The 26,146-nt window shown below is 73.4% G+C and carries 18 protein-coding genes; 9 read left to right on the top strand and 9 right to left on the bottom strand.

Features of this window, described 5'->3' with window-relative positions:
* Positions 1 to 11: 11 nt before the first annotated feature.
* From ACTJIY_RS16005 to ACTJIY_RS15995, 3 genes are read left to right on the top strand one after another with little or no spacing between them, the layout of a single operon-like run.
* Entirely contained in the window at positions 12 to 971 is a 960-nt protein-coding gene (locus tag ACTJIY_RS16005) for a carbohydrate ABC transporter permease (protein WP_440674636.1), read from the top strand.
* Positions 968 to 1,972 carry a carbohydrate ABC transporter permease gene (locus ACTJIY_RS16000; protein ID WP_440674635.1) on the top strand — a complete coding sequence of 335 codons (1,005 nt, stop codon included), beginning with the start codon at positions 968 to 970 and terminating at the stop codon, positions 1,970 to 1,972. Before ACTJIY_RS16005 ends, ACTJIY_RS16000 begins: the two co-directional genes overlap by 4 nt.
* Positions 1,969 to 4,617 carry a glycosyl hydrolase 2 galactose-binding domain-containing protein gene (locus ACTJIY_RS15995; RefSeq protein ID WP_440674634.1) on the top strand — a complete coding sequence of 883 codons (2,649 nt, stop codon included), beginning with the start codon at positions 1,969 to 1,971 and terminating at the stop codon, positions 4,615 to 4,617. Before ACTJIY_RS16000 ends, ACTJIY_RS15995 begins: the two co-directional genes overlap by 4 nt.
* Before the next feature lie 57 nt (positions 4,618 to 4,674).
* On the opposite strand, the gene ACTJIY_RS15990 is transcribed toward ACTJIY_RS15995, so the two are convergent.
* The 3 genes from ACTJIY_RS15990 to ACTJIY_RS15980 all read right to left on the bottom strand — a co-directional run bounded on the left by ACTJIY_RS15990 (position 4,675) and on the right by ACTJIY_RS15980 (position 10,217).
* A complete protein-coding gene (locus tag ACTJIY_RS15990) occupies positions 4,675 to 6,240 on the bottom strand; it encodes an aminoglycoside phosphotransferase (protein WP_440674633.1) in 1,566 nt (521 codons plus the stop codon).
* 81 nt (positions 6,241 to 6,321) lie between these two features.
* Complete coding sequence (gene treS, locus ACTJIY_RS15985) at positions 6,322 to 8,115, bottom strand: maltose alpha-D-glucosyltransferase (protein WP_440674632.1); 1,794 nt, start codon at positions 8,113 to 8,115, stop codon at positions 6,322 to 6,324.
* A complete protein-coding gene (locus tag ACTJIY_RS15980; RefSeq protein ID WP_374615064.1) occupies positions 8,112 to 10,217 on the bottom strand; it encodes an alpha-1,4-glucan--maltose-1-phosphate maltosyltransferase in 2,106 nt (701 codons plus the stop codon). The genes treS and ACTJIY_RS15980 overlap by 4 nt, the downstream gene beginning before the upstream one ends.
* Before the next feature lie 170 nt (positions 10,218 to 10,387).
* Here ACTJIY_RS15980 and glgP point away from each other — a divergent pair, with 170 nt between their 5' ends.
* Positions 10,388 to 12,985: an alpha-glucan family phosphorylase gene (glgP, locus tag ACTJIY_RS15975; protein WP_253053453.1), complete on the top strand. Its 2,598-nt coding sequence runs from the start codon at positions 10,388 to 10,390 to the stop codon at positions 12,983 to 12,985.
* Between the two features lie 54 nt (positions 12,986 to 13,039).
* Here the strand turns inward: glgP and ACTJIY_RS15970 are convergent, their stop codons facing one another.
* Complete coding sequence (locus ACTJIY_RS15970; RefSeq protein WP_440674631.1) at positions 13,040 to 14,092, bottom strand: zinc-binding dehydrogenase; 1,053 nt, start codon at positions 14,090 to 14,092, stop codon at positions 13,040 to 13,042.
* Positions 14,093 to 14,204: 112 nt separating this feature from the next.
* Here ACTJIY_RS15970 and ACTJIY_RS15965 point away from each other — a divergent pair, with 112 nt between their 5' ends.
* Positions 14,205 to 15,764 (top strand): FGGY-family carbohydrate kinase, encoded by a 1,560-nt coding sequence (locus tag ACTJIY_RS15965; protein WP_353708779.1) that lies wholly within the window; start codon positions 14,205 to 14,207, stop codon positions 15,762 to 15,764.
* A gap of 63 nt (positions 15,765 to 15,827) precedes the next feature.
* Here ACTJIY_RS15965 and ACTJIY_RS15960 read toward each other — a convergent pair whose 3' ends face one another.
* The 3 genes from ACTJIY_RS15960 to ACTJIY_RS15950 form a co-directional block, all read right to left on the bottom strand.
* A complete protein-coding gene (locus ACTJIY_RS15960; RefSeq protein WP_253053460.1) occupies positions 15,828 to 17,102 on the bottom strand; it encodes a RuBisCO large subunit C-terminal-like domain-containing protein in 1,275 nt (424 codons plus the stop codon).
* Positions 17,099 to 17,950 (bottom strand): HAD family hydrolase, encoded by an 852-nt coding sequence (locus tag ACTJIY_RS15955; protein WP_440674630.1) that lies wholly within the window; start codon positions 17,948 to 17,950, stop codon positions 17,099 to 17,101. The genes ACTJIY_RS15960 and ACTJIY_RS15955 overlap by 4 nt, the downstream gene beginning before the upstream one ends.
* A gap of 79 nt (positions 17,951 to 18,029) precedes the next feature.
* The gene (locus ACTJIY_RS15950) at positions 18,030 to 18,962 is read right to left on the bottom strand and encodes a hypothetical protein (protein ID WP_253053465.1); all 933 of its coding nucleotides are present in this window, start codon (positions 18,960 to 18,962) and stop codon (positions 18,030 to 18,032) included.
* A 246-nt stretch (positions 18,963 to 19,208) separates the two neighbouring features.
* Here ACTJIY_RS15950 and ACTJIY_RS15945 point away from each other — a divergent pair, with 246 nt between their 5' ends.
* Positions 19,209 to 20,714 (top strand): FGGY family carbohydrate kinase, encoded by a 1,506-nt coding sequence (locus ACTJIY_RS15945; RefSeq protein ID WP_253053467.1) that lies wholly within the window; start codon positions 19,209 to 19,211, stop codon positions 20,712 to 20,714.
* Between the two features lie 62 nt (positions 20,715 to 20,776).
* On the opposite strand, the gene ACTJIY_RS15940 is transcribed toward ACTJIY_RS15945, so the two are convergent.
* A complete protein-coding gene (locus ACTJIY_RS15940) occupies positions 20,777 to 22,453 on the bottom strand; it encodes a glycerol-3-phosphate dehydrogenase/oxidase (RefSeq protein ID WP_253053469.1) in 1,677 nt (558 codons plus the stop codon).
* Between the two features lie 201 nt (positions 22,454 to 22,654).
* Here ACTJIY_RS15940 and ACTJIY_RS15935 point away from each other — a divergent pair, with 201 nt between their 5' ends.
* The 3 genes from ACTJIY_RS15935 (at position 22,655) to ACTJIY_RS15925 (ending at position 25,190) form a co-directional block, all read left to right on the top strand.
* Positions 22,655 to 23,428 (top strand): triose-phosphate isomerase family protein, encoded by a 774-nt coding sequence (locus tag ACTJIY_RS15935; RefSeq protein ID WP_440674629.1) that lies wholly within the window; start codon positions 22,655 to 22,657, stop codon positions 23,426 to 23,428.
* Positions 23,429 to 23,562: 134 nt separating this feature from the next.
* Positions 23,563 to 24,435, top strand: coding sequence for a class II fructose-bisphosphate aldolase (locus ACTJIY_RS15930; RefSeq protein WP_115942919.1), 873 nt, complete (start codon positions 23,563 to 23,565; stop codon positions 24,433 to 24,435).
* The gene (locus ACTJIY_RS15925) at positions 24,432 to 25,190 is read left to right on the top strand and encodes an HAD-IA family hydrolase (RefSeq protein WP_440674628.1); all 759 of its coding nucleotides are present in this window, start codon (positions 24,432 to 24,434) and stop codon (positions 25,188 to 25,190) included. Before ACTJIY_RS15930 ends, ACTJIY_RS15925 begins: the two co-directional genes overlap by 4 nt.
* A 65-nt stretch (positions 25,191 to 25,255) precedes the next feature.
* Here the strand turns inward: ACTJIY_RS15925 and ACTJIY_RS15920 are convergent, their stop codons facing one another.
* A complete protein-coding gene (locus tag ACTJIY_RS15920) occupies positions 25,256 to 25,990 on the bottom strand; it encodes a GntR family transcriptional regulator (RefSeq protein WP_253053475.1) in 735 nt (244 codons plus the stop codon).
* Positions 25,991 to 26,146 lie beyond the last annotated feature (156 nt).

Below are 26,146 nucleotides of genomic sequence, written 5' to 3'. Positions count from 1 at the left end.
AGGCGACTGCGATGGCCGCGGTCACCGGACCGGCCGGTGCGCTCGGAGCGACGCGCCCGGCACGCCCGAGGGGACGCCGTCGTCCCGTCCCGGGCGGGGGAGCGACCAAGGGCGGGTGGCGGATCACACCGTGGCTCTTCCTGCTCGTCCCCGTGGGCATGCTGCTGCTGTTCACCTACGTCCCCGTGGCGAACATGGTGTGGTACAGCTTCACGTCCTGGGACGGGCTCGACCCCGTCAAGGAGCCCGTGGGCTGGAAGAACTACGTCGAGATCTTCACGCGGCCGGAGATCTTCCGCGTGTTCCTCGTGAGCCTGTACTACCTCGTGGGCGCCGCGGTGCAGCTCGTCCTCGCGCTGTACTTCGCGACGATCCTCAGCTTCAGCACGCGGTTCCGGAACTGGTTCAAGGGGATCATCTTCTTCCCCTACCTCATCAACGGGGTCGCGATCGGGCTCGTCTTCCTCTACTTCTTCCGGCCCGGCGGGACGCTCGACGCGTTCCTCGCCGCGTTCGGGTTCACGGAGCCGCCGCTGTGGCTGGGCGACCCGTCGCTCGTCAACGTCTCGCTCGCCGCGACGAGCGTGTGGCGCTACATGGGCCTGAACTTCGTGCTCTTCCTCGGGGCGATCCAGTCGATCCCGAACGAGCTGTACGAGGCCGCCGACCTCGACGGCGCGAACGCGTGGCAGAAGTTCCGCTTCATCATCGCGCCCGGGATCCGCCAGATCATCGGGCTGTCGGTCATCCTCGCGGTGTCCGGCGCGCTGTCCGTGTTCGAGATGCCGTTCATCATGACGGGCGGCGCGAACGGGTCCGAGACGTTCGTCATCCAGACCGTCAACACGGCCTTCACGTTCTCGAAGGTGGGGCTCGCCTCCGCGATGGCGGTCGTCCTGCTGATCATCGTCCTGCTCGTCTCGTGGGTGCAGCGACGCGTCGTCCCCGACGAGAGAGGTGACCTCGCATGAGCGCCGCACCGCTGCGCACGTCCGCCGCGCAGGACGGCGCCTCCCGGACGGAGGACGCCCCGGCACCCCGGACCACCCCAGGTCCGCGCGACGCGGCCGCCCCGTCGCTCCCCGCGCCGTCGGCCACCGACCGCGTCCGAGCCGGCTGGGCCCGCTGGACGCGCGGGGCGAGCCCGGTCCTCGGTCCCGTCGGCACCACGCTCAAGTACGCGTCGCTGGTCGTCGCGTGCCTCGTCGCGGTCGTGCCGCTCGTGACGATCTTCATGGCGTCGTTCAAGACACAGGCCGAGTTCCGCGAGACCGGGCCGCTCGACCCGCCGTCGAGCTGGACCAACCTCGACAACTTCGTCACGGCCTTCACGCGCGGCGGCATGCTCCAGGGCTTCGTCAACACGACGATCATCCTCGTGGTGGCCCTCACCGGGACGATCATCATCGGGACGATGGCCGCCTACGCGATCGACCGCTTCACGTTCCGCGGCCAGCGGCTCGTCGTCGGGGCGTTCCTGCTCGCGACGCTCGTGCCCGGTGTCACGACGCAGGTCGCGACGTTCCAGATCGTCAGCGGGCTCGGCCTGTTCAACACCCGCTGGGCCGCGATCGTCCTCTTCATGGGCACGGACATCATCTCGATCTACATCTTCCTGCAGTTCATGAAGTCGATCCCGCGCTCCCTCGACGAGGCGGCCATGCTCGACGGCGCCAACCGCCTGACCATCTACGCGCGGATCGTCTTCCCGCTGCTCAAGCCCGCGATCGCCACGGTGATCATCATCAAGGGCATCGCGATCTACAACGAGTTCTACCTGCCCTGGCTGTACATGCCCAAGCGGGACCTCGGCGTCATCTCGACGTCCCTGTTCCGCTTCAAGGGCCCCTTCGGCGCACAGTGGGAGGTGATCTCCGCCGGGACCGTGCTCGTCATCGTCCCGACGCTGGTCGCGTTCCTGCTGCTGCAGCGCTACATCTACAACGGACTGACCTCAGGAGCCACCAAGTGACGAGCACGACCGCACCGACGCCGACCGCACCCGCCGTGCCGGCCACCGCCCCCGCACGGCTCGTGTGCCGTGAGCTGCACGAGGGCTGGAGCGCGCGAGCCGTCGGCGGCCCGGTCCCGGCTCATGTCGCGGGCGTCACGGTCCCCGCCTCGGTGCCCGGGAGCGTCCACACCGACCTGCTCGCGGCCGGCCTGATCCCCGACCCGTACCTCGACGACCACGAGAACCTCGTCGCGTGGGTCGGGCGCTGCGACTGGGAGTACCGGACGACGTTCGCGTGGTCCGCGACCGACACGCCCGGCCTGGACCGGCACGACCTCGCGTTCGACGGGCTCGACACCGTCGCGACGGTCTCGCTCAACGGCACGCGCGTGCTGAGCGCGCGCAACCAGTTCCGCACGTTCCGGGTCGCCGTGGCGGACCTGCTGCGCGAGGGCGAGAACGAGCTCGTCGTGCGGTTCGCGTCCCCCGTGCGGTACGCCGACCGGGAGTCCCTCGCGCTGGGCTACCGCCCGCAGGTCAACAAGCACCCGTACAACGCGATCCGCAAGTCCGCGTGCAGCTTCGGGTGGGACTGGGGGATCGACGCACCGTCCGTCGGGCTGTGGAAGCCCGTCCGCCTCGAGTCGTGGTCGGCGGCGCGGCTCGCATCCGTCCGTCCGCTCGTCTCGGTGGACCTGCCCGACGACGCGTCCTCCCGGGCGGGTCACCTCGCCACGGCGCCGGGCCGGGTCGCGGTGCACGTCGACGTCGAGCGCGCACCGCTCGACCCGGACGCCCCCGGTTCCGGCGGCGACCGGCCGCTCGCCGTGCGGGTCTCGCTCCGCGGCCCCTCGGGCCGCCACGACGCCGAGGTGGCGCTCCCCGCCGGCGCGACGACCGCCGTCGTACCGGTGGACGTCCCGGACGCGGCGCTGTGGTGGCCGCGCGGGTACGGGGAGCAGCCGCTGTACGACGTCGAGGTGGAGCTCGCCGCGGGCGACGCCGCGCTCGACGCGTGGGCCCGGCGCACGGGCTTCCGCGACGCGCGGCTCGACCTCACGCCGGACGAGCACGGGACGTCGTTCACCGTCGTGGTGAACGGGCGCGCGGTGTGGGTCAAGGGCGCGAACTGGATCCCCGACGACGTGTTCGTGCACCGGGTGACGCGCGAGCGCTACGCCGTGCGGCTCGACCAGGCGGAGCTCGCGAACCTGAACCTCCTGCGCGTGTGGGGCGGCGGGATCTACGAGGCCGACGACTTCTACGACCTGTGCGACGAGCGCGGCATCCTCACGTGGCAGGACTTCGCGTTCGCGTGCGCGGCGTACTCCGAGGACGAGCCGCTGCGGTCGGAGGTCGAGGCAGAAGCGCGGGACAACGTGACGCGCCTGACCCCGCACCCGAGCCTCGTCGTGTGGAACGGCAGCAACGAGAACATCTGGGGCTTCGGGGCCTGGGGCTGGGAGCTGCGGCTCGAGGGCAAGTCGTGGGGCCTCGGCTACTACACGGAGCTCCTGCCGGGCGTGCTGGCCGAGCTCGACGGCACGCGTCCGTACACGCCGTCGAGCCCGTGGTCCGGGAGCCTCGACGTGCACCCCAACGATCCCGACCACGGCTCGATGCACTCGTGGGAGCTGTGGAACCGGCAGGACTGGCCGCGCTACCGCGACGACGTGCCGCGTTTCATGGCGGAGTTCGGCTGGCAGGGCCCGCCCACGTGGTCGACGCTCACGCGCGCGATCAGCGACGACCCGCTCACGCCCGAGTCGCCCGGCATGCTGGTGCACCAGAAGGCCGCGCAGGGCAACGACAAGCTCACCGACGGCCTCGTGCGGCACGTGCCGCTGCCGGACGACATGGAGGACTGGCACTGGGCGATGTCCTGGAACCAGGCGGTCGCCGTGCAGGTCGCGGTCGAGCACCTGCGCTCGTGGGCGCCCCGCACGATGGGCTCCGTGGTGTGGCAGCTCAACGACTGCTGGCCCGTGACCTCGTGGGCCGCCGTCGACGGTGACGGCCGCGCCAAGCCGCTCCTGCACGCGCTCGCGCACGCGCACGCCGACCGCCTCCTCACCGTCCAGCCCCGGTCGGCGGACGGCGGCGTCGCGGCCGGCGACGAGACCGACCGGCTCGTCGTGGTCGTGGCCAACGACACGGACGAGGCGTGGTCGGGCGACCTCGTGGTGCGACGCGTGTCGTTCGACGGCACGGTGCGCCGGGCGACGACGGTCCCGACCCGGGTCGACGCGCGCGGGACCAGCAGCGTCGAGATGCCGCGCGACGTCGCGACGCCCGACGAGGCGGCGGCCGAGCTGCTCGTTGCGACGCTCGGCGGCGCCCGCGCGCTGTGGTGGTTCGCCGAGCCGCGCGACGCGTCGCTCACGCCGCCGCGGCTCGTCACCGAGGTGCACCGCGAACCCGCGGGCTGGGCCGTGCGCGTGACGGCGGAGAACCTCGTGCGCGACGTCGCGCTACTGGCCGACAAGCTCCACCCGGGCCTGCGCGCGGACGACATGCTCGTCACGCTCCTGCCCGGCGAGTCCGTGACGTTCCACGTCACCGGGCCCGACGCGGCGCTCGCAGGCGTCGAGCCCGGGGGCCTCGTCGCCCCGCGCGTGCTGCGCTCGACGAACCAGCTCGTCACCGGCCGCGGTCGGCGCTGACCCTCCGGAGGGAGGGACTCGGTGACCGACCGGGTTCCTCTCTCCAGGGCTCCTGGCTCAGGCGTTCCCCGCGAGCAGGCGGTCCACCGCGGCGAGCGGGATGGGTTCCCAGTCGGGGCGGTTGCGCGACTCGTAGACGACCTCGTAGAGCGCCTTGTCGAGCGTGAGCGCCCGGACGAGCGCCTCGGACGTCGCGCGGTCGACGCCGGCCGTGTCGGCCCGGTCGTACGCGTCGAGGAACGCGGTGCGCGCCTGGACGGCCCACGCGGCGTCGGGCGCGCGTCCGACGGCGGCGGCGTAGTCGAACGAGCGCACGATCCCGGCGACGTCGCGCAGCGCGAGGTCGGGGCGCGTGCGCTCGGCGACCGGGCGCAGGGGCTCGCCCTCGAAGTCGAGGACCTTCCAGCCGAAGCGGCGGGCGTGCAGCACCTGGCCGAGGTGCAGGTCGCCGTGGACGGTCTGCAGCCGGGGGAGCGCGTCGGGGACGCGCGTCACGTTCGCGAGGCGCGCGGACGTGCGGTCCCAGAAGGCGGCGACGTCGTCCGCGCGCCGCCCCAGCGCGCGCGACGACGCGACGGCCTCGTCCGCGCGCCGCCGCAGGTCGGCGACGAGCCAGCGCGCGTCGACCGGCGACCCGACGCCGAACGCCCGCCGGAGCGCGGCGTGGAGGTCGGCGAGCACGCGCCCCAGGTCGGCCGCCAGGTCGGCGAACGACGCGCCCTGCCCGGCGTAGGAGCACGCGAGGTCGAACCCGTCGCGCGCGCCCTCGACGAACTCGCTGAGGATGGCCAGGTGCGCGGAGCGGGGAGCCTCCTGGCCCGGAGCGGTGCCCGACGCCGGTGCCCCGCCTCCCGCGGTCGGCTCGCCCGGTCGGTGGTCCACGCCCGGGTCGACGGCAGCTGGGTCGTCCTCCGCGTCCCACGTCACCTCGAGCCATGCGAGCGGCCGGGGAACCCCGGCCCAGCCCTGGGCCGCCAGCGCGCGGGGGATGGTGACGTCGGGGTTGGGGCCGATCGCGATGGCGCGCAGGACCTTGAGCATGCTCCCTCCGGCGACCCGCGGCAGCAGCACCGAGCTGTTCGACTGCTCGACGCTCAGCGCGCGTCCACCGGTGAGGTCGGTGTCGGCGTCGCGGCCCCCGTCCCGGGGACTCGCCCCGTCCGGTGCTGTGCCTGGGTCCTCCCACTGCGCCACGGCCAGGAGGGCCGCCCAGCACGCGGGGTGCGCGGCGCCGTCGTGCACGACCCACGCGGCGTCGTCGGTGCCGCCCGGGGCGAGCGTCCCGATCGGCGCCGCCCCGCCCGGCGTCGCGCTGCTCTGGCTCTCGACGCCAGGCGTCGCGCCGGTCGGCCGAGACACCGGCTCGAGCACGAGGGGCACCTGCACGACGAGGTCCACGCCGTCCCCGACGAGCCGCAGCAGGTGGAGCTCGACCCGCACGACCCTCCCCGTGTCGGGTCGGCCGGGCGTCGCGGCGGGCGGCGGGGCGTCGAGCGCGAAGGACAGCCAGGGCACGTGGCGCACGGCGACCCCCTTCACGGGGTACCAGCGGCGCGCCGGCAGCCAGGCGTCCAGGAGCCCCATGAGCTCCGTCGAGGGCGGGTCCGTCCGCCGTACCGTCACGCGTGCCTCCTCCGGTCAGGTCGCCTTCATGCCATCACGCGCGCGACGAGCCCGCCGCACGAGGAACGGGAGGGACCGTGCTCACGCCGGGTCGTGCACCACGAGCCAGTAGAAGTCGCGCGACCCCCACGTCATGACGACGCGCCCGTCGTCGTCGACGGCCGGGAAGTGCGCGCCGCCGAACACGTCGGTGAGCGTCGCCCCGGGGTGGTCGGGCAGGTGCACCGCGGCCGAGCGGGCGGTCGCGGAGAGGTTCGCGACGCACAGGATCGTCTCGGCGTCGGTCCGGCGCAGGAACGCGAGGATCGACTCGTTGTCGCACTCGAGCGCGACGAAGTCGCCCGTGCCGAACGCCTTGTGGCGGCGCCGGACCTTGAGCATGCCGTGCACCCAGTGCAGCAGGGACGTCGACTGCTCGAGCTGCGCCTCGACGTTGACGTAGCCGTAGTGGTGCACGAGCGACTGCACGAGCGGCAGGTACACCTTGCCGGGGTCGGCGGTCGAGAACCCGGCGTTGCGGTCGGGCGTCCACTGCATGGGGGTGCGCACCGAGTCGCGGTCCGGCAGCCAGATGTTGTCTCCCATCCCGATCTCGTCGCCGTAGTAGAGGCACGGGCTGCCCGGCAGGGAGAGCAGGAGCGCGTGGGCGAGCTCGACCTCCTTGCGCGAGTTGTCGAGCAGGGGAGCGAGCCGACGGCGGATGCCGACGTTCGCGCGCATGCGCGGGTCGGGCGCGTACCACCCGTACATCGACGCGCGCTCCTCGGTGGACACCATCTCCAGGGTGAGCTCGTCGTGGTTGCGCAGGAACGTGCTCCACTGCGCGCCGGGCGGGATGTCGGGCGTGTCGGCGAGGATCTCGAGGACCTGGTTCGCGCGCTGGTCGCGGATCGCGTAGTAGATGCGGGGCATCACGGGGAAGTGGAAGCACATGTGGCACTCGGGCTCGTCCTCGGTGCCGAAGTAGTCCACGACCTCGCGCGGCCACTGGTTCGCCTCGGCGAGCAGGATGCGTCCCGGGAACTCGGCGTCGACCATGCGCCGCACGCGCCGCAGGAACTCGTGCGTCTGGGGCAGGTTCTCGCAGTTGGTGCCCTCGGCCTCGTAGAGGTACGGCACGGCGTCGAGGCGGAACCCGTCGACGCCCATCTGCAGCCAGAACCGCGCGACGTCGAGCATCGCGTCGGCGACGCGCGGGTTCTCGAAGTTGAGGTCGGGCTGGTGGGAGAAGAACCGGTGCCAGAAGAACTGGCGGCGCACGGGATCGAACGTCCAGTTGGACGTCTCGGTGTCGACGAAGATGATGCGCGCGTCCTGGTAGCGCGTGTCGTCGTCGCTCCACACGTAGAAGTCGCCGTACGGGCCCTCGGGGTCGGCGCGCGACGCCTGGAACCAGGGGTGCTGGTCGCTCGTGTGGTTCATCACGAGGTCGATGACGACGCGCATCCCGCGCGCGTGCGCCTCGCTGACGAGCTCGGCGAAGTCCGACGTCGAGCCGTACTGCGGCGCGATCGCGGTGTAGTCGGACACGTCGTAGCCGCCGTCGCGCAGGGGCGACGGGTAGAACGGCGGCAGCCACAGCGCGTCGATGCCGAGCCACTGGAGGTAGTCGAGGCGGTCGATGAGGCCCCGCAGGTCGCCCGTCCCGCTGCCGTCGGAGTCGGAGAACGCGCGGACGATCACCTCGTAGAACACCGCCGTGCGGTACCAGTCCGGGTCGTCGGACAGCCCGGGGCGCGCGTCGACGGGCGCCGTCGGCTGGCGCCGCGGCGGGAGCGCCGCGACGGGGACCGGCGCGGTGATGGGCGGCACGGGGGCGGGGCCGGCAGCGGGACCGCGCACGGGGACCGGTGCAGCGTCGCGAGGGAACGTCATGCAGGCCTCACGTGCACGACGTGCGCGACCTGGCGCATCGGCTCGAGCCGCACGTAGACGTCCTGGCCCCAGCCGTAGCTCTCGCCGGACAGCTCGTCGTGCGCGACGAAGGACGGCGCCCACGGGTCCTGGCCGTCCGCGAGAGGAGGCAGCCCGAGGGCCGCGAGGTCGAGGTGCACGTTCGACTCCTGCGGGGAGTGGGGGTCGAGGTTCACGACGACGACGACCGTGTCGGCCTCGCCGGTCGGCGAGTGCTCGGCGGGCAGGTGCCGGGAGAACGCGAGCACCTGGTCGTTCGTCGTCGGGTGGACGGTGAGGTTGCGGAGCTGGCGCAGCGCGGGGTGGTCGCGCCGGACCTCGTTGAGCCGCGTGAGCAGCGTCGAGATCCCGATCTCCTCCGCGAGCGCCCAGTCGCGCGGCTTGTACTCGTACTTCTCGTTGTCGATCTGCTCCTCGACTCCTGGCCGCGGCACGTTCTCCACGAGCTCGTACCCGGAGTAGATCCCCCACGTGGGCGACCCGGTCGCGGCGAGCACCGCGCGCACCGCGAACCCGGCCACCCCGCCGTGCTGGAGGTAGGGCGGGAGGATGTCGTGCGTCGTCGGCCAGAAGCTGGGCCGCATGTACGCGCCGGCCTCGCCCGACACCTCGGTGAGGTACTCGGCGAGCTCGTCGCGGGTGTTGCGCCACGTGAAGTACGTGTACGACTGGTGGAACCCGATCCGCGCGAGCGTGTGCATCATCGCGGGCTTGGTGAACGCCTCGGAGAGGAACACGACCTCGGGGTTCGTCGCGCGCACCTCGGCGAGCAGCCACTCCCAGAAGTCGAGCGGCTTGGTGTGCGGGTTGTCGACGCGGAACGCGGTGACGCCCCGGTCGATCCACACGCGGACCACGCGCAGCACCTCGGCGTAGATGCCCGCGGGGTCGTTGTCGAAGTTCAGGGGATAGATGTCCTGGTACTTCTTGGGCGGGTTCTCGGCGTACGCGATCGAGCCGTCGACGCGGGTCGTGAACCACTCGGGGTGCTCGGTCACCCACGGGTGGTCGGGCGAGCACTGCAGCGCGAGGTCGATCGCGACCTCGAGCCCGTTGCGCCGCGCCTCCTTGACGAACGCGCGGAACGTGCGGTCGCTCCCGAGCTCGGGGTGGATCGCGTCGTGGCCGCCGTCCTTCGAGCCGATCGCGTACGGGCTGCCCGGGTCGCCGGGGAGCGCCGTGAGGGAGTTGTTGCGGCCCTTGCGGTGGGTCGTGCCGATGGGGTGGACGGGCGTGAGGTAGACGACGTCGAACCCCATCGCGGCGATCGCCGGCAGGCGCCGGGCCGCCGCGGTGAACGTCCCGGAGCGCCAGCGGCCGTCCTTCATCCGGCGCGCACCCTCGGAGCGCGGGAACATCTCGTACCACGCACCCGCGAGCGCCAGCGGTCGTTCGACCCGCAGGTCGTAGGTGGCCGACGCCGTCACGTGGTCGCGCAGGGGCGCGCGGTCCAGGACGTCGCGCACCTCGGGCGACGTCGCCGCGGCGAGGCGGGCCTCGGCGGGGCGGCTCGCGTCGGCGAGGGCGGCTGCCGCGTCGGCGAGCGTGCGCGCGTCCTGCGGCGACCGGGTGCCCGGGGTGCCGTCGGCGCCCGGGAGGGGGACCGCGTCGGCCAGGACGCGCTCGAAGAGCCGGACACCCTCGGCGAGCATGAGGTCGACGTCGACGCCCGCGGCGATCTTCACGGTCGCGTCGTGCGCCCACGTGCCGTAGGGGTCGCTCCACGCCTCGACCCGCAACGACCAGTCGCCGATCGCGTCGGGGTGCAGCGTGGCGCGGAACCGGTCGAGGCCGGGCGCCACGTCCACCATGCGCGCGGTGCGCTCGGCGCCGTCGGGGGCGACGAGGACGGCGGTCGCGGCGACGGCGTCGTGCCCCTCGCGGAACACGGTCGCCTCGACCGGCACCATCTCGCCCACGACGGCCTTCGCGGGCCACCGCCCGCCCTCGACGACGGGCGAGACGTCCAGCACGGGGATGCGGCCGATCGGGGCGGGCGGGGCAGGACGGGGGGCGGTCGCGGGGGTGCGGTGCGGCGCGGGGGCCGGAGAGGTCGACGTCACACGCACAACGTATCGAGGCCCGCGGGGGGCAGGCACCTGGGAGCGGGCTCGGCAGGCGTCGACGAGGTGCGGTGTCGGGCGTGGCGCCGGGGTGAAAGTTCACGCAAGCGTGACGTGCGTGTGACACCGCGAGGGTGTGCACCGGCCTCGGCCTGCGTAGTCTCGTCCCCGTGAGAGCGATCCGACGGTTCACCGTCCGCACCCTGCTGCCCGCCGAGCTGCGCGACCTGGACGAGCTGGCCCACAACCTGCGCTGGTCCTGGCACGCCCCGACGCGCGACCTGTTCGCCGGTATCGACCCCGAGGCGTGGGCGTCCGTGCACGGCGACCCCGTCGCGCTGCTGGGCGCGCTCGGCCCGGAACGGCTCGCGGAGCTCGCCGCGGACGGCGCGTTCGTCGAGCGCGTGCGCGCGGCGGCGGCCGACCTGCGCCACTACCTCGACGACGCGCTGTGGTACCAGCAGCGGGCCGCCTCCGACGAGGACGGCTCGCTCCCGGCCGCGATCGCCTACTTCTCGCCCGAGTTCGGCATCACGTCGGTGCTGCCGCAGTACTCCGGCGGCCTCGGCATCCTCGCGGGCGACCACCTCAAGAGCGCGAGCGACCTCGGCGTGCCGATCGTCGGCGTCGGGCTCCTGTACGGCGCCGGGTACTTCAAGCAGTCCCTCACGCGCGACGGCTGGCAGGTCGAGACCTACCCGCTGCTCGACCCGGACGGCCTGCCGCTGACCCTCCTGCGCGACGACGACGGCACGCCCGCGCGGGTGTCGCTCGCCCTCCCGGGCGGTCGGACGCTGCACGCGCACGTGTGGGTCGCTGCCGTGGGCCGCGTGCCCTTGCTGCTCCTCGACTCCAACGTGCCCGGCAACGACGAGGCCGCGCGCAAGGTCACCGACCGCCTCTACGGCGGCGGCGGCGAGCACCGCCTCCAGCAGGAGCTGCTGCTCGGCGTGGGCGGCGTGCGCGCGCTGCGCCTGTGGTCGCGCCTCACCGGTGCGCCGGCCCCGGAGGTCTACCACACCAACGAGGGGCACGCCGGGTTCCTCGGCGTCGAGCGCATCCGCGAGCTCGTCGAGCAGGGCCTCACGTTCGACGAGGCCCTGGAGGCCGTGCGCGCCGCGACGGTCTTCACGACGCACACGCCCGTCCCGGCCGGCATCGACCGGTTCGGGCGCGACCTCGTCACGCAGTACTTCGGCGGCGACATGGCCGTCGACGGGCTGCCCGTGGAGCGCGTCCTCGCGCTCGGCGCGGAGGACTACGACGGCGGCGACCCGACCGTGTTCAACATGGCCGTCATGGGCCTGCGCCTCGGCGGGCGGGCGAACGGCGTCTCCCTCCTGCACGGCGAGGTGTCGCGCGGCATGTTCGAGGGCCTGTGGCCGGGCTTCGACGCGCGCGAGGTCCCCATCACGTCCGTGACGAACGGCGTGCACTCGCCCACGTGGGTGGACCCGGCGTTCGCGGCCCTCGAGGCCGACCGGCTCGGGCTCGACGAGCTCACGGCCGACGCCGCGTCGTCGGGCTGGCTGCGCGGCGACGGGGACGGCGGCGTGAGCGACGGCGAGCTGTGGGCGGTCCGCCGCGAGATGCGCGGCCGCCTGGTCGACGAGGCCCGCCGCCGCGTGCGCAAGTCGTGGCGCGAGCGCGGTGCGACCCCGGCCGAGCTGGGCTGGGTCGACGACGTCCTGTCGCCCGACGTGCTCACCATCGGCTTCGCGCGGCGCGTGCCCACGTACAAGCGGCTCACGCTCATGCTCCGCGACCCGGAGCGCCTCAAGGCGCTGCTGCTGCACCCCGAGCGCCCCGTGCAGCTCGTCGTCGCGGGCAAGTCGCACCCCGCCGACGACCAGGGCAAGCGGCTCATCCAGCAGCTCGTGCGCTTCACCGACGACCCCGAGGTGCGCCACCGCATCGTCTTCCTGCCCAACTACGACATCGCCATGGCGCAGTCCCTCTACCCGGGCTGCGACGTCTGGCTCAACAACCCGCTGCGCCCGCTCGAGGCATCCGGGACGTCGGGTATGAAGTCGGCGCTCAACGGCGGCCTCAACCTGTCCATCCTCGACGGGTGGTGGGACGAGTGGTTCGACGGCGAGAACGGCTGGGCCATCCCCACCGCCGACGGCGTCGAGGACCCCGACCGCCGGGACGACCTCGAGGCCGCAGCCCTGTACGACCTCGTCGAGCAGCAGGTCGCGCCGCGCTTCTACGACCGCGACACGTCCGGCGTGCCCGGCCGGTGGCTCGAGATGGTGCGGCACACGCTCGCGACGCTCGGCCCGAAGGTCCAGGCGACGCGCATGGTCGGCGAGTACGTGACGCGGCTGTACGCGCCCGCTGCGGCGGCGGGGCGAGCGCTCGCGGCCGACGGCCTCGCCCCCGCGCGCGAGCTCGCGCACTGGAAGGAGTCCGTGCGGTCCGGGTGGTCGCGCGTGCGCGTCGACCACGTCGACTCCTCCGGCATCGGCGAGGTGCCGCAGGTCGGGGACCGGCTCACCGTGCGCGCGTACGTGTCGCTCGGCGACCTGCGCCCCGAGGACGTGCAGGTGCAGGTCGTGCACGGCCGCGTCAGCGAGGCCGACGTCATCGAGGAGTTCACGGCCGAGCCGCTCGCGCTCGCCGAGACGTACGAGGCCGGCCGCTACGCGTTCGCCGGCGACGTCGTGCTCGACGCGTCCGGCCCGTTCGGCTACACGGTCCGCGTCGTCCCGACGCACACCGGCCTCCCCAGCGTCGCCGAGCTCGGCCTCGTCGCCAACGCCTGACCCGCACCGGCGGGGGAGAGCCCGCGCGCGCCGCCCCGGCGCGCGCGGGCTCCGTCATGCTGCGGGGGCGTCGAGGTCGGCGGCCACCTGCACGACGACCTTCTCTCCGCGCGTCATGCGCTCGACGGCCTCCTCCCAGCGGTCGAGCGGGACGACGGCGCCGATGACGGGGCCGAGCCGCACGTGGCCGGACCCGAGGAGCCGGATCGCGGTGCGGAACGACGACGGCCGCTTGCCGCGCGAGCCGACGACCTCGAGCTCGCGGTTGACGACGAGGTCGAGGTCCGTCGACGGGTGCTCGTGGTAGAAGGCGACGAGCACGGCCCGCCCGCCCTTGCGCAGGTGCGTGAGACCGTCGGCGAGGACGGCGGTCGAGCCCGAGCACTCGAACAGCGAGTGGGCGCCGTACCCGTCGGTGAGGCGGCCGACGACCTCGCCGACGTCCTCGGCGTCGGCGTCCACGACGTGCTGCACGCCGAGGGCGCGGGCGGTCGCGAGGCGCACGGCGTGCCGCGAGCGCCCGACGAGCACGACGGTCGCGCCGCACGCGACGGCGACCTGGGCGACGAGGAGCCCCACGGCGCCGGGCCCGGTGACGACGACCACCTCGCCGGCGAGCGCCGGGCTGCGCTCGACGACGGCGTGCACGGCGACGGCGAGCGGCTCGACGAGCGCGCCCTCCAGGAGCGTGACGTCGTCGGGCAGGCGGTGCACGGCGCGCCCCGGGACGGCGAGCTGGTCGGCGAGGCCGCCGTCGGTGGTGGTGCCGATGCCGGTGCGGTGGGGGCAGCGGTTGTACTGCTCGGTGCGGCAGTAGGCGCACCGCAGGCACAGCGAGGCGTCGGTCTCGACGCACACGCGGTCCCCGGGCCGCAGGTCGGGGCGGTCGGCCGCCGGGCCGACCCACCGCACGACGCCGGCGATCTCGTGGCCGAGGACGCGGCGGCCGTCGAAGCCCTGGCCGGACTCGACGGCGGAGCGGTCGGTGCCGCAGATCGCGCACGCGGCGACGTCGACGAGCACCTGGTCGTCGCGGGGGACCGGGGCGGGGACGTCGAGCAGCGCGACGTTGCCGGGACCGGGCGAGTGCTTCACGAGGGCGCGCACAAGGCCTCCTTGCCTTCTTGCATGTATAGACAGGAGTATGCCAGACCGTGTATGTCTAGGGCAGCACGCGCGCAGCACGCGCGCCTCACCTCGACGAAGAGGAGCACGACGCATGAGCAGGTACCTCGTCGGCATCGACGCCGGCACGTCGGTCGTCAAGGCGGCCGTCTTCGACCTCGACGGGACGGAGCTGACCCGCGCCGGGCGCAGCGTCCCGGTCACCAACCCGGCCCCGCACCTGGCCGAGGAGGACATGGAGCAGGTCTGGACCGCCGCGCACGAGGCGATCCAGGAGGCGGTCGCCGCGTCGGGCGTCGCCCCGGAGGAGATCCTCGCGGTCGGTGCCACGGGCCAGGGCGACGGCAGCTGGCTCGTCGGGCCCGACGGCAGGCCGGTCGGCCCCGCCTACCTGTGGACCGACGGCCGCGCGGGCGAGCTCATCGACGGGTGGTACGCCGACGGCACGGTGAGCCGGCAGTTCCCCGTCTCGGGCACCGGGCCGTACGCGGGGACGACGAGCGCCCTCCTGCGCTGGCGCCTGGAGAACGAGCCGGAGTCGCTGCGCGAGGGGGTCACCGCGCTGTGGTGCAAGGACTGGGTCGAGTACCGCCTCACGGGCGAGCTCTCGGGCGACCCGTCGGACGCGAGCCTCGCGGGCATCGACGTGCGCTCGCGCACGTGGTCGGACGAGGTCCTCGACGCGTGGGGTCTCGGAGCGGCGCGCCACGTGCTGCCGCGCCTCCTCGCGCCGACCGACGTGTGCGGCACCGTGACCCCCGAGGCCGCCGCGCTCACAGGCCTGCGGGCCGGGACGCCCGTCGTCAAGGGACAGGTCGACATCGCCGCGTCGTCCCTCGGCGTGGGCGTCATCGCCCCGGGGGACTGCATGGCGGTCATCGGCACCGCGGGGATCGTCACCGTCGCGACCGACGACCTCTCGGCCGGCTTCGCACCGGCCGACGTCGGGTGGGTCATCCCGCACGGCCCGGACACGTGGGTCCGCGCGATGGGCATGAACTCGTGCACGCCGAACGTCGACTGGTTCCTGCGCGAGCTCGGCCACGGGTTCCACGAGGACGCGCGCGCCCGCGCGGTGTCGCTCTTCGAGCACCTCGACGCGACCGTCGCGAGCGTCCCGCCGGGCGCGGGCGGCGTCGTCTTCCACGGGTACACGGCGCCCGGCGGCGAGCGCGCGCCCTTCGTCAAGCCCAGCGCGCGCGGGTCGTTCAGCGGGCTCACCGCCGGGCACTCGCGCGACCACATGCTGCGCGCGGTGTACGAGGGCGTCGCCTACGGGATCCGCGACTGCCTAGACTCCATCCCCACCGAGGTGGGCACGGTGCGCCTCGCGGGCGGCGGCGCGTCGAGCCCCGTGTGGAGCCAGGTGTTCGCCGACGTCCTCGGCCGCCGCGTCGTCGTCCCGGCGGGCAGCGAGTTCGGCGCGAAGGGCGCCGCGCTCGTCGCCGGGGTCGGCGTGGGGGCGTGGTCGACGCTCGACGAGGCCGTCGCGGAGACGGTCGACGTGGAGCGCTCGTACGAGCCGTCGGCGCACGCGACGCGCGTGTACGACGAGTACTTCGGCGTCTACCGTCAGATCCGCGAGCACGTCGCCGCCACGTGGGACCTCCTGCACGCGGCGGGCCGGCGCACCGAGGCGATGCTCGCCGCCTGACCCGCACGCGAGAGAGGGGCGGGTGGTGACGACCACCCGCCCCTCTCGTCGTGCGTCGACGCGTCAGTCCAGCACGCCGAAGCGCTCCAGCGCCGCGGCGAGCTCGGGGTGCTCGCGCGCCGCGTCGCGCACGTCGCGGCCGGCGACCGCGGCGTCGATCGCCTGGCGCATGGCGCGCACGCCCGCGGCGGGCCCCTGCGGGTGCCCCTGGACCGCGCCTCCCGCGCCGAGGACCACGTCGGTGCCCGCGTCCCGCACGTACCGCGCGACCACGCCGGGGTGCACCCCGCCGCCGATCACGGGCAGCGCGGGGGCGACGTGCGGGCGCGGCAGCGCGAGCTGCTGCAGCGTGCGCAGGTACGGCAGGCGGCGGACCGGGTACCCCCCGTACGGGGTCGTCGTGAGCACGAGGTCGGCCCCCGCGAGACGCGGGAGCATGCCGGCCGCGATCGGGGCGCTCATCCCGGACGCGGGCCCCTCGAAGTACGGGCCGGTGCCGGCGAAGTGGCCGAGCAGGGGGACGTCCACCGCGTCGCGCAGCGCCTGCAGGCCGCCGTACCCGACGGTCGCGTAGGTGATCATGAGCGCGCGGGCCCCTGCGTCGACCGCCCGGCGCGCGGTGTCGAGCATGCGGTCCGGCCGGTCGGTGACGTTCGGGACGTAGACCACGTCCTTGCCCGTCTCCTCGAGCACCTCGCGCGCGGCGCGACCGAACTCGCGCACGCGCTCGACGACGGGCGAGAACGACGTGTCGCCGAGCAGCTCGTCGTCCTTCACGAGGTCCACGCCCCCGAGCGCGGTCTCCTTGAAGATCCGCGCGCCCTCCTGCGGGCTCAGCCCGGTGCACGGCTTGATCATGTTGAGCACGAGCGGCCGGTCCGTGACCCCGACGAGCTCGCGCACGCCGGCGACCCCGAACCGGGGACCGCCGAGATCGCGCGCGTAGGCGTCCGGGAGCTCGAGGTCGACGAGCTTCGCCTGCACGGACGTCGACGCGTCGTTGCCGAGCAGCGTCGTGAGCAGCATCGGGAGCTGCGGCCCCACGTTGACCGTCGGGACGGCGATCTGGACGAGGAAGTCGTGCACCTCGTCGTCGTCGCCCCCGACCTCGACGGGCGGTGCCTCGAGGACGCGCACGACGCGTCCCTCGTGCCGCGCGCGCAGCTCGGGCGTCAGGCCCGGCACCTCGACCCAGGTGCCGGTCGTCTGCCCGACGGCGAACGTCGTGGCCTTGGCCATGACGTCCGTGCCTGCGGGCAGGCGCAGGTGGTACGTCGCGAGCACGTAGTCGTCGCCGCGGACGTCCTCGGGGAGGCGGAAGAGGGAAGCGGTCGTCATACGAGGTCTCCGGTCCGGGGGGCGCCGAGGCCCAGGTGGTCGAGGGCGTGCTCGAGGAAGGCGGCCAGCCCGTCCTCGGCGTGGTTGCCGATGCTCGCGAGCGTGACGGCCTTGACCTCGGGGCGCGCGTTGCCCATCGCGAACCCGTAGCCGATGCGGGACAGCCACGGTACGTCGTTGCCGCCGTCGCCGAACCCGAGCGTGCGGTCCGCGGTCACGCCGAGGCGGTCCAGCACGAAGGACAGGCCCTCCCACTTCGCGCCCCGCTCGGGCGAGAGCTCGAAGAACTCGTCCATCGCGCGGGCGATCCGGGGGACGCGCGAGACCGTGGGGGCGACCTCGTCCAGGCGGTCCCCGCGGCCGACGACCATGATCTTGACGATCGCGCGCGGGTCGGTGTCCCGGAGGTCGGCGACGCGCACGTCCTGCTCGTTGAGCGCCATGAGGAGGTCGCGACCGAAGCCCGGCTCGGAGATGAAGATGTCGCGCGACGTCCACCACGTGCAGGTGAGGCCGAGCTCGTCCGCGAGCTCGGCCATCGTCCGGATCTCCTCCGGGGCCAGGGTCTCGACGCGCAGGTCCTCGTCCGTGCGCGGGTCGACCACGACGGCCCCGTTGCAGCAGACCACGGGCAGGTCGAGTCCGATCGAGCCCGCGAGATCGAGGGTGTTGGCCCGTGACCTCCCGGTGACGAGCAGGACGGGGACGCCGGCGTCGCGGACGCGGGCGACCGCGGCCGCGGTGCGCGGCGAGACGGCGTGGTCGGCGCCGGCGAGCGTCCCGTCGACGTCGAGGGCGAGGGCGCCGACGTCGGCGAGCGAGGGGAGGGTGACGGTCGAGGACGACATGCTTCTCCTGAGGTCGGGTGTCATGACGCGCGGGCGGGCCCGGTGGTGGCACCACCGGACCCGCCCGCGCCGGGTGCGCTCAGACGAGGGCGCTGCCCAGGCCGAGGACGAGCAGGCTCGTGGGCCAGATCGTCGCGGCCGGGGGGTCGATGTGGGTGTCGCCGTGGATGTGCAGGAGGCGCGCGAACAGCTCCGCGCCCCACGCGGCGACGACCGCGAACGCGGCGCCGACGAGCACGGCCGCGAACGTGCTGCCCACGACGGGAAGGAACGTGGCGGCGGCGAGACCGCCGACGACCGTGATGTGGTGCGTCACGGGGACCGGCATCCCGACCGCGAGGAACGCGAGCGAGAACGCGGAGACGCCGAACGCGAACACGTGGGCGCTGCCCTGGAGGTCGGGGAAGCTCTCGGCGAGGAGCACGGTCGTGCCGGCCGCGAACAGGCCGGCGAACGCGCCGAGCACCGTGTTGTCGCGGAAGCGCTGCTGGCCCGGGATCCACTGGTTCTCGGGCGTGGGCGCGAAGCGCTTCCAGCCCTGCGGCGTGCGCGGCACCGCCCCGAGCAGGCCGGTGCGGCCGAACACGAGCCGGGCGGCGACGCCCGAGAGGAACACCGTGACGGCCACGGTGTCCGTGTGGCTCCCGAACCACGGCGTCGCGGCGACCGCGACCTGCACCACGTAGCCCAGCGCGCCGAACAGCGCGCCGACGAGCAGCACGTCGGGGCGTCGGATGCTCGCGAGAGGTGTGACGATGTCCTTGCCGTCGAAGCCGCCGCGCCGTGCCGCGTAGCCCGCGGCGGCGACACCGCCGGCGAACGCGACGTGCGGGCCGAAGAACGGCCCGAACGCGACGGTGTCGAGCATGCCCGAGCCACCACCCGCGGCGAGGGCCACGACGCCGAGCACCACGGCCAGGCCGGTGAAGACGAATGCGAGGAGCGCGCCGAGGGCCGCGCCCACGAACCCTCCGCCGAGCGAGAGCAGGAGGGAGAAGAGATCGATGTCCATGAGTACCTTTCGCGAAGCGCACGTCGTTGTCTGGAGCCGGCACCGTCGCCGGCCACCCCGCGGTCGTGTCGATAGTACGACCACATACAGGTTCGGACAACTAGTTGACTAGACGTGTACTGGCTACTAGCGTGCGGACGTCGGGCACGTATCTCCGGCCCCCGGGGCACCGACGCCTCGGAGCCAGGCCGGACGGGGACGACCCCCGCGTCAGCACTCGGAACTGTCAACAATGAGGTGTGGCACATGACGAAGTACATCCTCGGAATCGACGAGGGAACCACGAGCGCCCGGACGTTCGTGATCGACGAGGAGGGAACGGTCCTCGGACTCGGCCAGGCCGAGCTCACGCAGCACTACCCCCGGTCCGGCTGGATCGAGCACGACCCGCAGGAGATCGTCACGACCCAGTACGAGACGATGCGCGCCGCGATGCGCCAGGCGGGCATCCAGCCCGCTGACCTCAGCGCGATCGGCCTGACCAACCAGCGGCAGACGGCCCTCGTCTGGGAGAAGGACACCGGGCGGCCCATCTACAACGCGATCGTGTGGGCCTCGCGCCACTCGGTCGACATCGTCGAGCAGTGGGTCGCGGAGGGGCACGGCGAGACCATCCGCAGCAAGACCGGCCGCACGCCGGACGCCTTCTACTCCGCGTCGAAGATCCGCTGGATCCTCGACGCGGTCCCCGGGGCGCAGGAGCGTGCCGAGAAGGGCGAGCTGCTCGCGGGCACGATCGACACGTGGCTCGTCTGGAACCTCACGGGCCGGGAGGCGTTCGTCACGGACTACTCCAACGGCGCCGAGACCATGATGATGAACCTCGAGACGCTCGACTGGGACGACGAGCTGCTCTCGATCTACGGCATCCCGCGCGTCATGCTGCCGCGCATCGTCCCGTCCGACACCGTCGTCGGCGACGCGGCGCCGTCGTTCGGGGCCCCGGTCCCGATCGCGGCGAACATGGGCGACCAGCAGGCCGGGCTCTTCGGCCAGGCCGCGTTCAAGCCCGGCCAGGCGAAGATGACGTACGGCACCGCGGGCGTCCTCAACATCAACGCCGGCAGCTCGACGGCGTACGTGCCCGGTCTCACGACGACCGCGGCGTGGGGCGTGGGCGGCGACATCGCGTACGAGATCGAGGGCGTCGTGTACGCCATGGGCAAGACCATGCAGTGGCTGCGCGACGACATGAAGCTCATCCACGCCGCGCCGGACAGCGAGTGGTACGCGGGTCAGGTCGCGAGCACGGAGGGCGTCTACCTCGTCCCGGCGTTCACCGGCCTCGGGGCGCCCGACTGGGACTCCTACGCGCGCGCCGCGATCGTCGGCATCTCCAACGCGACGAACCGCCTGCACATCATCCGCGCGGGCGTGGAGTCGATGGTCTACCAGACGCGCGACCTCGTGCAGGCCGCGCTCGACCAGTCCGACATCACCATCCCGGAGATCCGCGTCGACGGCGGGGCGGTGAAGAACAACCTGCTGTGCCAGATGACCGCGGACATCACGGGCATCCCGGTGATCCGGCCGCGCGTGCAGGAGGCGACGATCTACGGGGCCATGCTCATGGCCGGCATCGCGACGGGCGTCTACGGCTCGCTCGACGAGGTGTCGAGCCGCTGGCAGCAGGACCGCGTGTTCGAGCCGGCGATGAGCCGTGACCAGGCGGACACGCTGTACGCCGGGTGGCGCGAGGCGCGCGAGCTGACCAAGGGCTGGGCGCGCAAGGTGCCGGGCGCCGCGGCCTGACGCGACGCACCGGTCACGACGACGGGGCGGCACCCGGTGGGTGCCGCCCCGTCGTGCTGCGCTCACGCGGCGTGCGCCGCGGAGGCCGGGGTCTCGTCGGCGTCGTCGTCGGCCGCGGTGCCGCCGAGCAGACGTCGGACGTAGGTGCGGTGGGCCGCGACCTCCGCGTCCCGACGCTCGGCGTCCCACCCGAGCATGTCGCCGAGCACGTCGGCGACGTCCTCGGCGACGTCCAGGCCGAGCCCGGGCTCGATGCCGACCATCGTGCGGCGCTGCAGGACGTCCGTCAGCGTCGTCGCGTGCTCGCGCTCGACGACGTGCGCGAGCTCTGCGAGCGTCACCGCGCCCCGGCCCTCGCCCAGGACCTGCACGAGCCGCGGGTCGCGCCGTGCGCTCTCGCCGATCTCGCGGGCCACGGCGCCGTAGACGCGGACGAGGCGCTCGGCGACCTCGGCCGGGAACGGCAGGTCCGCGAGCACGCGCCCGCGCTCGTCCTCCCACGACCCCGTGCTCGGGGCGCCGGGGAGCGGGGTGTCGGCCGCGGTGGAGGCGAGGACGTCGAGGCTGAGGAGGCGGGCGACCTTGTCGACGACCTCGCGACCGAGGCTCAGGTGCGGGGTGAGCTTGCCGCCGACGACGGACACGAGCCGCGGCACCTCGACGTGGGTCTCGACGAGGTGGCTGCGCGGGATCGCGCCGGGCTTCGCGCCGGGGCGGTGGGGGAGCGGCCGGACGCCGGAGTAGGTGAGGAGCACGTCGTCGACCGTCAGCCCGGCGGACGGCACGAGGGCGTTCGTCTCCGCCAGCAGGTAGTCGACCTCCTCCCGGGTCCCGCGCGCGGCACCGGGGTCGCCGTCGTAGCGGTCGTCGGTCGTCCCGATGAGGTAGCGGCCGTTCCACGGGATGACGAGGATCGCCCGGTTGTCGCTGCGCGCCTCGAAGTAGATCGCCGCGTCCGGGGCCCCGGGGAAGGGGTCGACGACGAGGTGCGTGCCCTTCGTCCCGCCGATCTGCCGGGGCAGGGGCAGGCCGTGGGCGAGGTGGTCGACCCAGGGGCCCGCGGCGTTGACGACGCACCGGCCCCGCACGACGAGCTCCTCGCCGCTCTCGGCGTCGTGCACACGGACGCCGCGGGCCGCGCCGTCCTCGACGAGGATCTCGGTGACCTCGGCGTGGTTGAGCACGTCGGCGCCGTGCCGGCACGCGTCGAGGACGGTCTCGAGCACGAGCCGCTCGGGGTAGACCACCTGACCGTCGTAGTACCGCACCGCGCCGTCGAGCCCGTCGAGCCCGAGGCCCGGGAGCTCGAGATGGGTCGCGTCGCGCGTCATGGCGCGGTGGCGCGGCACCGACTTGCGCAGCGACAGGCCGTCGTAGAGCACCATGCCGACGCGGAGCATCCACCCCGGGACGTGGTTGTGCCGGTAGAGCGGCACCACGAAGGGGAGCGGGGTGACGAGGTGCGGTGCGACGTGCCACAGGTGCTCGCGGTCGTGCAGCGACTCGTGGACGAGGCGGAGCTCGCCGTGCTCGAGGTAGCGCAGGCCGCCGTGGATCAGGCGGCTGTTCCACGACGACGTCTCGCCGCCGTAGTCGCCGCGCTCGACGAGCGCGACGTCGAGCCCGCGGAGCGCGGCGTCGCGCGCGATCGCGGCGCCGTTGATCCCGGCGCCGACGATCACCATGTCGTAGGTCTTGCTGTCGAGCCGTGGTGCGTCGGCTCGCGGTGTACCACCCATTCGTGTGCCGTCCTCCTCACGCGGCGGTGCGTCTCGACGCCTCGGCGGCTGCGCTCCTGTGCGCGCCGGGCCGGGTGCAGGTCGTCGTCCGCGCGACCACCAACTTGTGTGTACATGGTTGCACACGTATGGCGGTTGCGGCCACAATGTCCGGACGGACACGGACAGCGTCGTCGGGCCGGCGGCGCGGAGAGGGGAACCATGCTTCCCAGGACGCTCGTCGGGTGCAGCACCAAGGGCTATCTCGGGCTCGCGGAGACGCGGTCCTGGGCCGAGCGCGTCGCGAGCGGGCTCGCGGCGCGCGGGGGCGGTGACGGGGTCTACGCGTGCGTCCCCCACCCGCTCGTCACGGTGCTCTCCGAAGGGCTCGCCGGGACCGGCGCCGACGTGGGGGTGCAGGACGTCTCCCCGCACCCCAGGGGCCCCTACACCGGCGAGGTGAGCGCGGAGCTGCTCGCCGAGCTCGGCGTGCGGTACGTCATGGTCGGACACCCGGAGCGCGTGCGGCACGTCGGCGAGACGCCCGAGCTCTTCGGTCGCAAGGTCCGGGCCGCCGTCGGGCACGGCCTCGTCCCGATCCTCGTCGTGGGCGAGCCGGAGCGGAGCGCGGAGCCCGAGCCGGTCCTGCGCGCCCAGCTGGACGCGGCGTTCGGCGGCCTGCCCGACGACGCGGAGGTCGTCGTCGCGTACGAGCCCACGTGGGCCATCGGCGCGGCCGAGCCGGCGCCGGCGGACCACGTGCTGCGGACGGTGGGCGTGCTCCGCACGCTCGTCGACGGGCGAGTCGCGCGCTCGCGCGTGCTCTACGGCGGGTCGGCCGGGCCGGGGACGTTCGCCGCGATCGCGCGAGCCGGCGCCGGCGGGGACCCGCGCGACGTGCCGGACGGCGTGTTCCTCGGTCGCGGAGGCCTGGACCCGGACGCGTTCCTCGCGACGGTGGCCGAGGTCCGCGCCGCCGTGGGTGCGGTCGTCTAGGGAATACTTGTATAGAGGAGTCTGGACAAGTACGATCTAGTTATCGAGTGCGTGGCCGGTGAGCGGCCGCGCACGGACGACCGACGGCGGTCGGCCAACGGAGGCCCCGTCGTCGCACCACGAGGAGGACATCCATGCCCATCGCCCCGACCCTGGCCCTCGTCGACGAGGCGCAGCGTCGCGGATATGCCGTACCCGCGGTCAACATCGCGGACGACCTCTCCGCGCGAGCCGTCATCGCGGCCGCCGAGGGCGCGCGGTCGCCCGTGATCCTGCAGACGTCCGTCAAGACGGTGAGGAGCATCGGCGCCCGGCACCTGTCGCGCCTCGTGCACTCCGCGGCCGAGGAGGCGACCGTCCCGGTCGCCCTGCACCTCGACCACTGCCCCGACCGGGCCGTCATCACCGAGGTGCTCGCCGAAGGGTGGTCGTCCGTCCTCTTCGACGCGTCCGACCGACCCCTCGACGTCGCGTGGCGCGAGACCGCCGAGGTCGTGCGCGAGGCGCACGCCGCGGGGGCCGCCGTCGAGTCGGAGATCGAGAACATCGTGGGGGTCGAGGACGGCGTCGGGTCCGACGAGGCCCTGCACTCCTACAGCGTCGAACAGCTCGTCGAGGTCGCGCGCGACACCGGCACGGACCTGCTCGCTCCCGCCCTCGGCACCGCGCACGGCCTCTACACGGCCGATCCCGTGCTGCGGGTCGACCGCGTGGAGAGCCTGCGCGCGCTGAGCGACCTGCCCGTCGTGCTGCACGGCGGCACGGGTCTGCGCGACGAGGACTTCCGGGCGTTCATCGCGGCCGGCGTGTCCAAGATCAACATCTCCACCGCCCTGAAGCTCGCCTACATGCGGACCGCAAAGCAGCACCTCGACGAGTGCGAGCGCACCGGCCGGTGGGAGCCCGTGAAGATGTTCGACGCCGTGCTGGTCGCCGTCCGCGACGAGATCGCGACGCACATCGAGGTCTTCGGGTCGTCCCGGGACGCGGCGGGGGCGGCCGCATGACGCGCGCACTGGTCCTGGACTGCGACGGCGTCCTCGCGGACACCGAGCGCGACGGCCACCTCGTCGCGTTCAACCGGGCGTTCGCGGAGCTCGGGCACCCGATCGAGTGGTCGGCGACGGAGTACGCCGCGCTCCTGCGCGTCGGCGGCGGCAAGGAGCGCCTCAAGGCGTACCTGGCCGAGCACCCCGAGGTCGACCTCGCGCGCGGCGGCGACCTCGACGAGGCCGTGCGAGCGGCGCACCTGCGCAAGAGCGAGATCTACGTCGAGCTCGTCGAGCAGGGCGCGCTGCCGGGGCGCCCCGGCGTGCGCCGACTCGTGCACGAGGTGCTCGACGCCGGGTGGCAGGTCGCCGTGGCGTCGACGTCCGCGCAGCGCAGCGTCGAGGCCGTCCTGCGGTCCGTCGTCGGCGAGGAGGACTACGCGCGCGTCGCCGGGGTGTTCGCGGGGGACGTCGTGCCTGCCAAGAAGCCCGCCCCGGACATCTACCTGCTCGCGATCGACCGGCTCGGCCGGTCGCCCGAGGAGGTCGTCGTGGTCGAGGACTCCGCCGCGGGCGCGACGGCCGCGAGCCGCGCCGGGCTGCGGCACCTCGTGACCGTGAGCACGTTCACGACCGAGGACGAGTTCCCGGACGCCTCGCTCGTGGTCGACCACCTCGGCGAGCCGGACCTGCCGGCGACGGTGCTGGCCGGTCCGGACGTGCTGAGCGACAAGCTCGTCGACGTGGCCGCGCTGGAGGCGCTCCTGCGCTGACGACGCACCCGACGCGGCGGGGCCCGGGGACCGTCGGTCCCCGGGCCCCGTGCGGTGCGCGCCGGTCAGAGGTCGTAGTGGAACTCGAGGCGGATCTTGTCGCCCCGGAAGAGGATGCGCGAGTGCTCGAAGGGCGTGCCCGTCGCGGTGGAGATCTGCTGCGTGAGCAGCAGGAGCGGCGCGGTGCGGCCGACGCCCAGGACGCGCGCGTCGGCGGCCGAGGGGGTCGTCGTCTCGAGCGTCTCGACGACGTGGTCCATGCGCAGGCCGTACGCGTCCTCGAGGATCGCGCACAGCTGACGCTCGGCGGGGTCGTGGCGGTCGAGGTCCTCGGCGAGCGCCTGCGGGATGTAGGACGTGTGGAGGCTGATCGGCTCGTCCTCGACGAGGCGCAGGCGGCGCACGGTGTAGGCATGGGCTCCCGACGGCAGCCCGAGCGTGCGCGCGACGTTGCTCGGCGGCGTGCCGAGCTCCATGCCGAGCAGCTGCGTCGAGGTGGCGTACCCCATCTGCTCGAGCTGCTCGCGGATGCCCTTGTACGCGGGGGAGCGCGTGCTGATCTTGCGCGGGGCCACGAACGTGCCCTTGCCCTGGACGCGGAAGATGAGTCCTTCGTTCGCGAGCTGCGCGAGGACCTGGCGCGCCGTCATGCGGCTGATCCCGTAGGTCTGGTTGAGCTCGTTCTCGGACGGGATCTTGTGGTTCACCGCCCACTCGCCGCCCTCGATCTTCTCGCGCAGGATGTTCGCGAGTTGGATGTACAGCGGTGTCGAACCGTCGCGGTCGAGTGTCTGGGGCATCGTGTTCCGTCGGGGTCGAGGTCCGAAAGGTCGCGTCCGTCGTCAGGCGCGCCGTAGACGATCCACGCTAGCGGAACCGGACATGTCATGCCAGGTCCCCCGTATTCACGTCCAGGCTGGACTATACATGTATGTAGCTGTATGGTCGGGCGCAGC

The sequence above is a fragment of the Cellulosimicrobium sp. 22598 genome, assembly GCF_052044445.1.
Classification (GTDB): Bacteria; Actinomycetota; Actinomycetes; order Actinomycetales; family Cellulomonadaceae; genus Cellulosimicrobium; species Cellulosimicrobium cellulans_G.
Note: the sequence above shows the minus strand (reverse complement) of the source record. Positions and strands in the feature narration are given on the sequence as shown.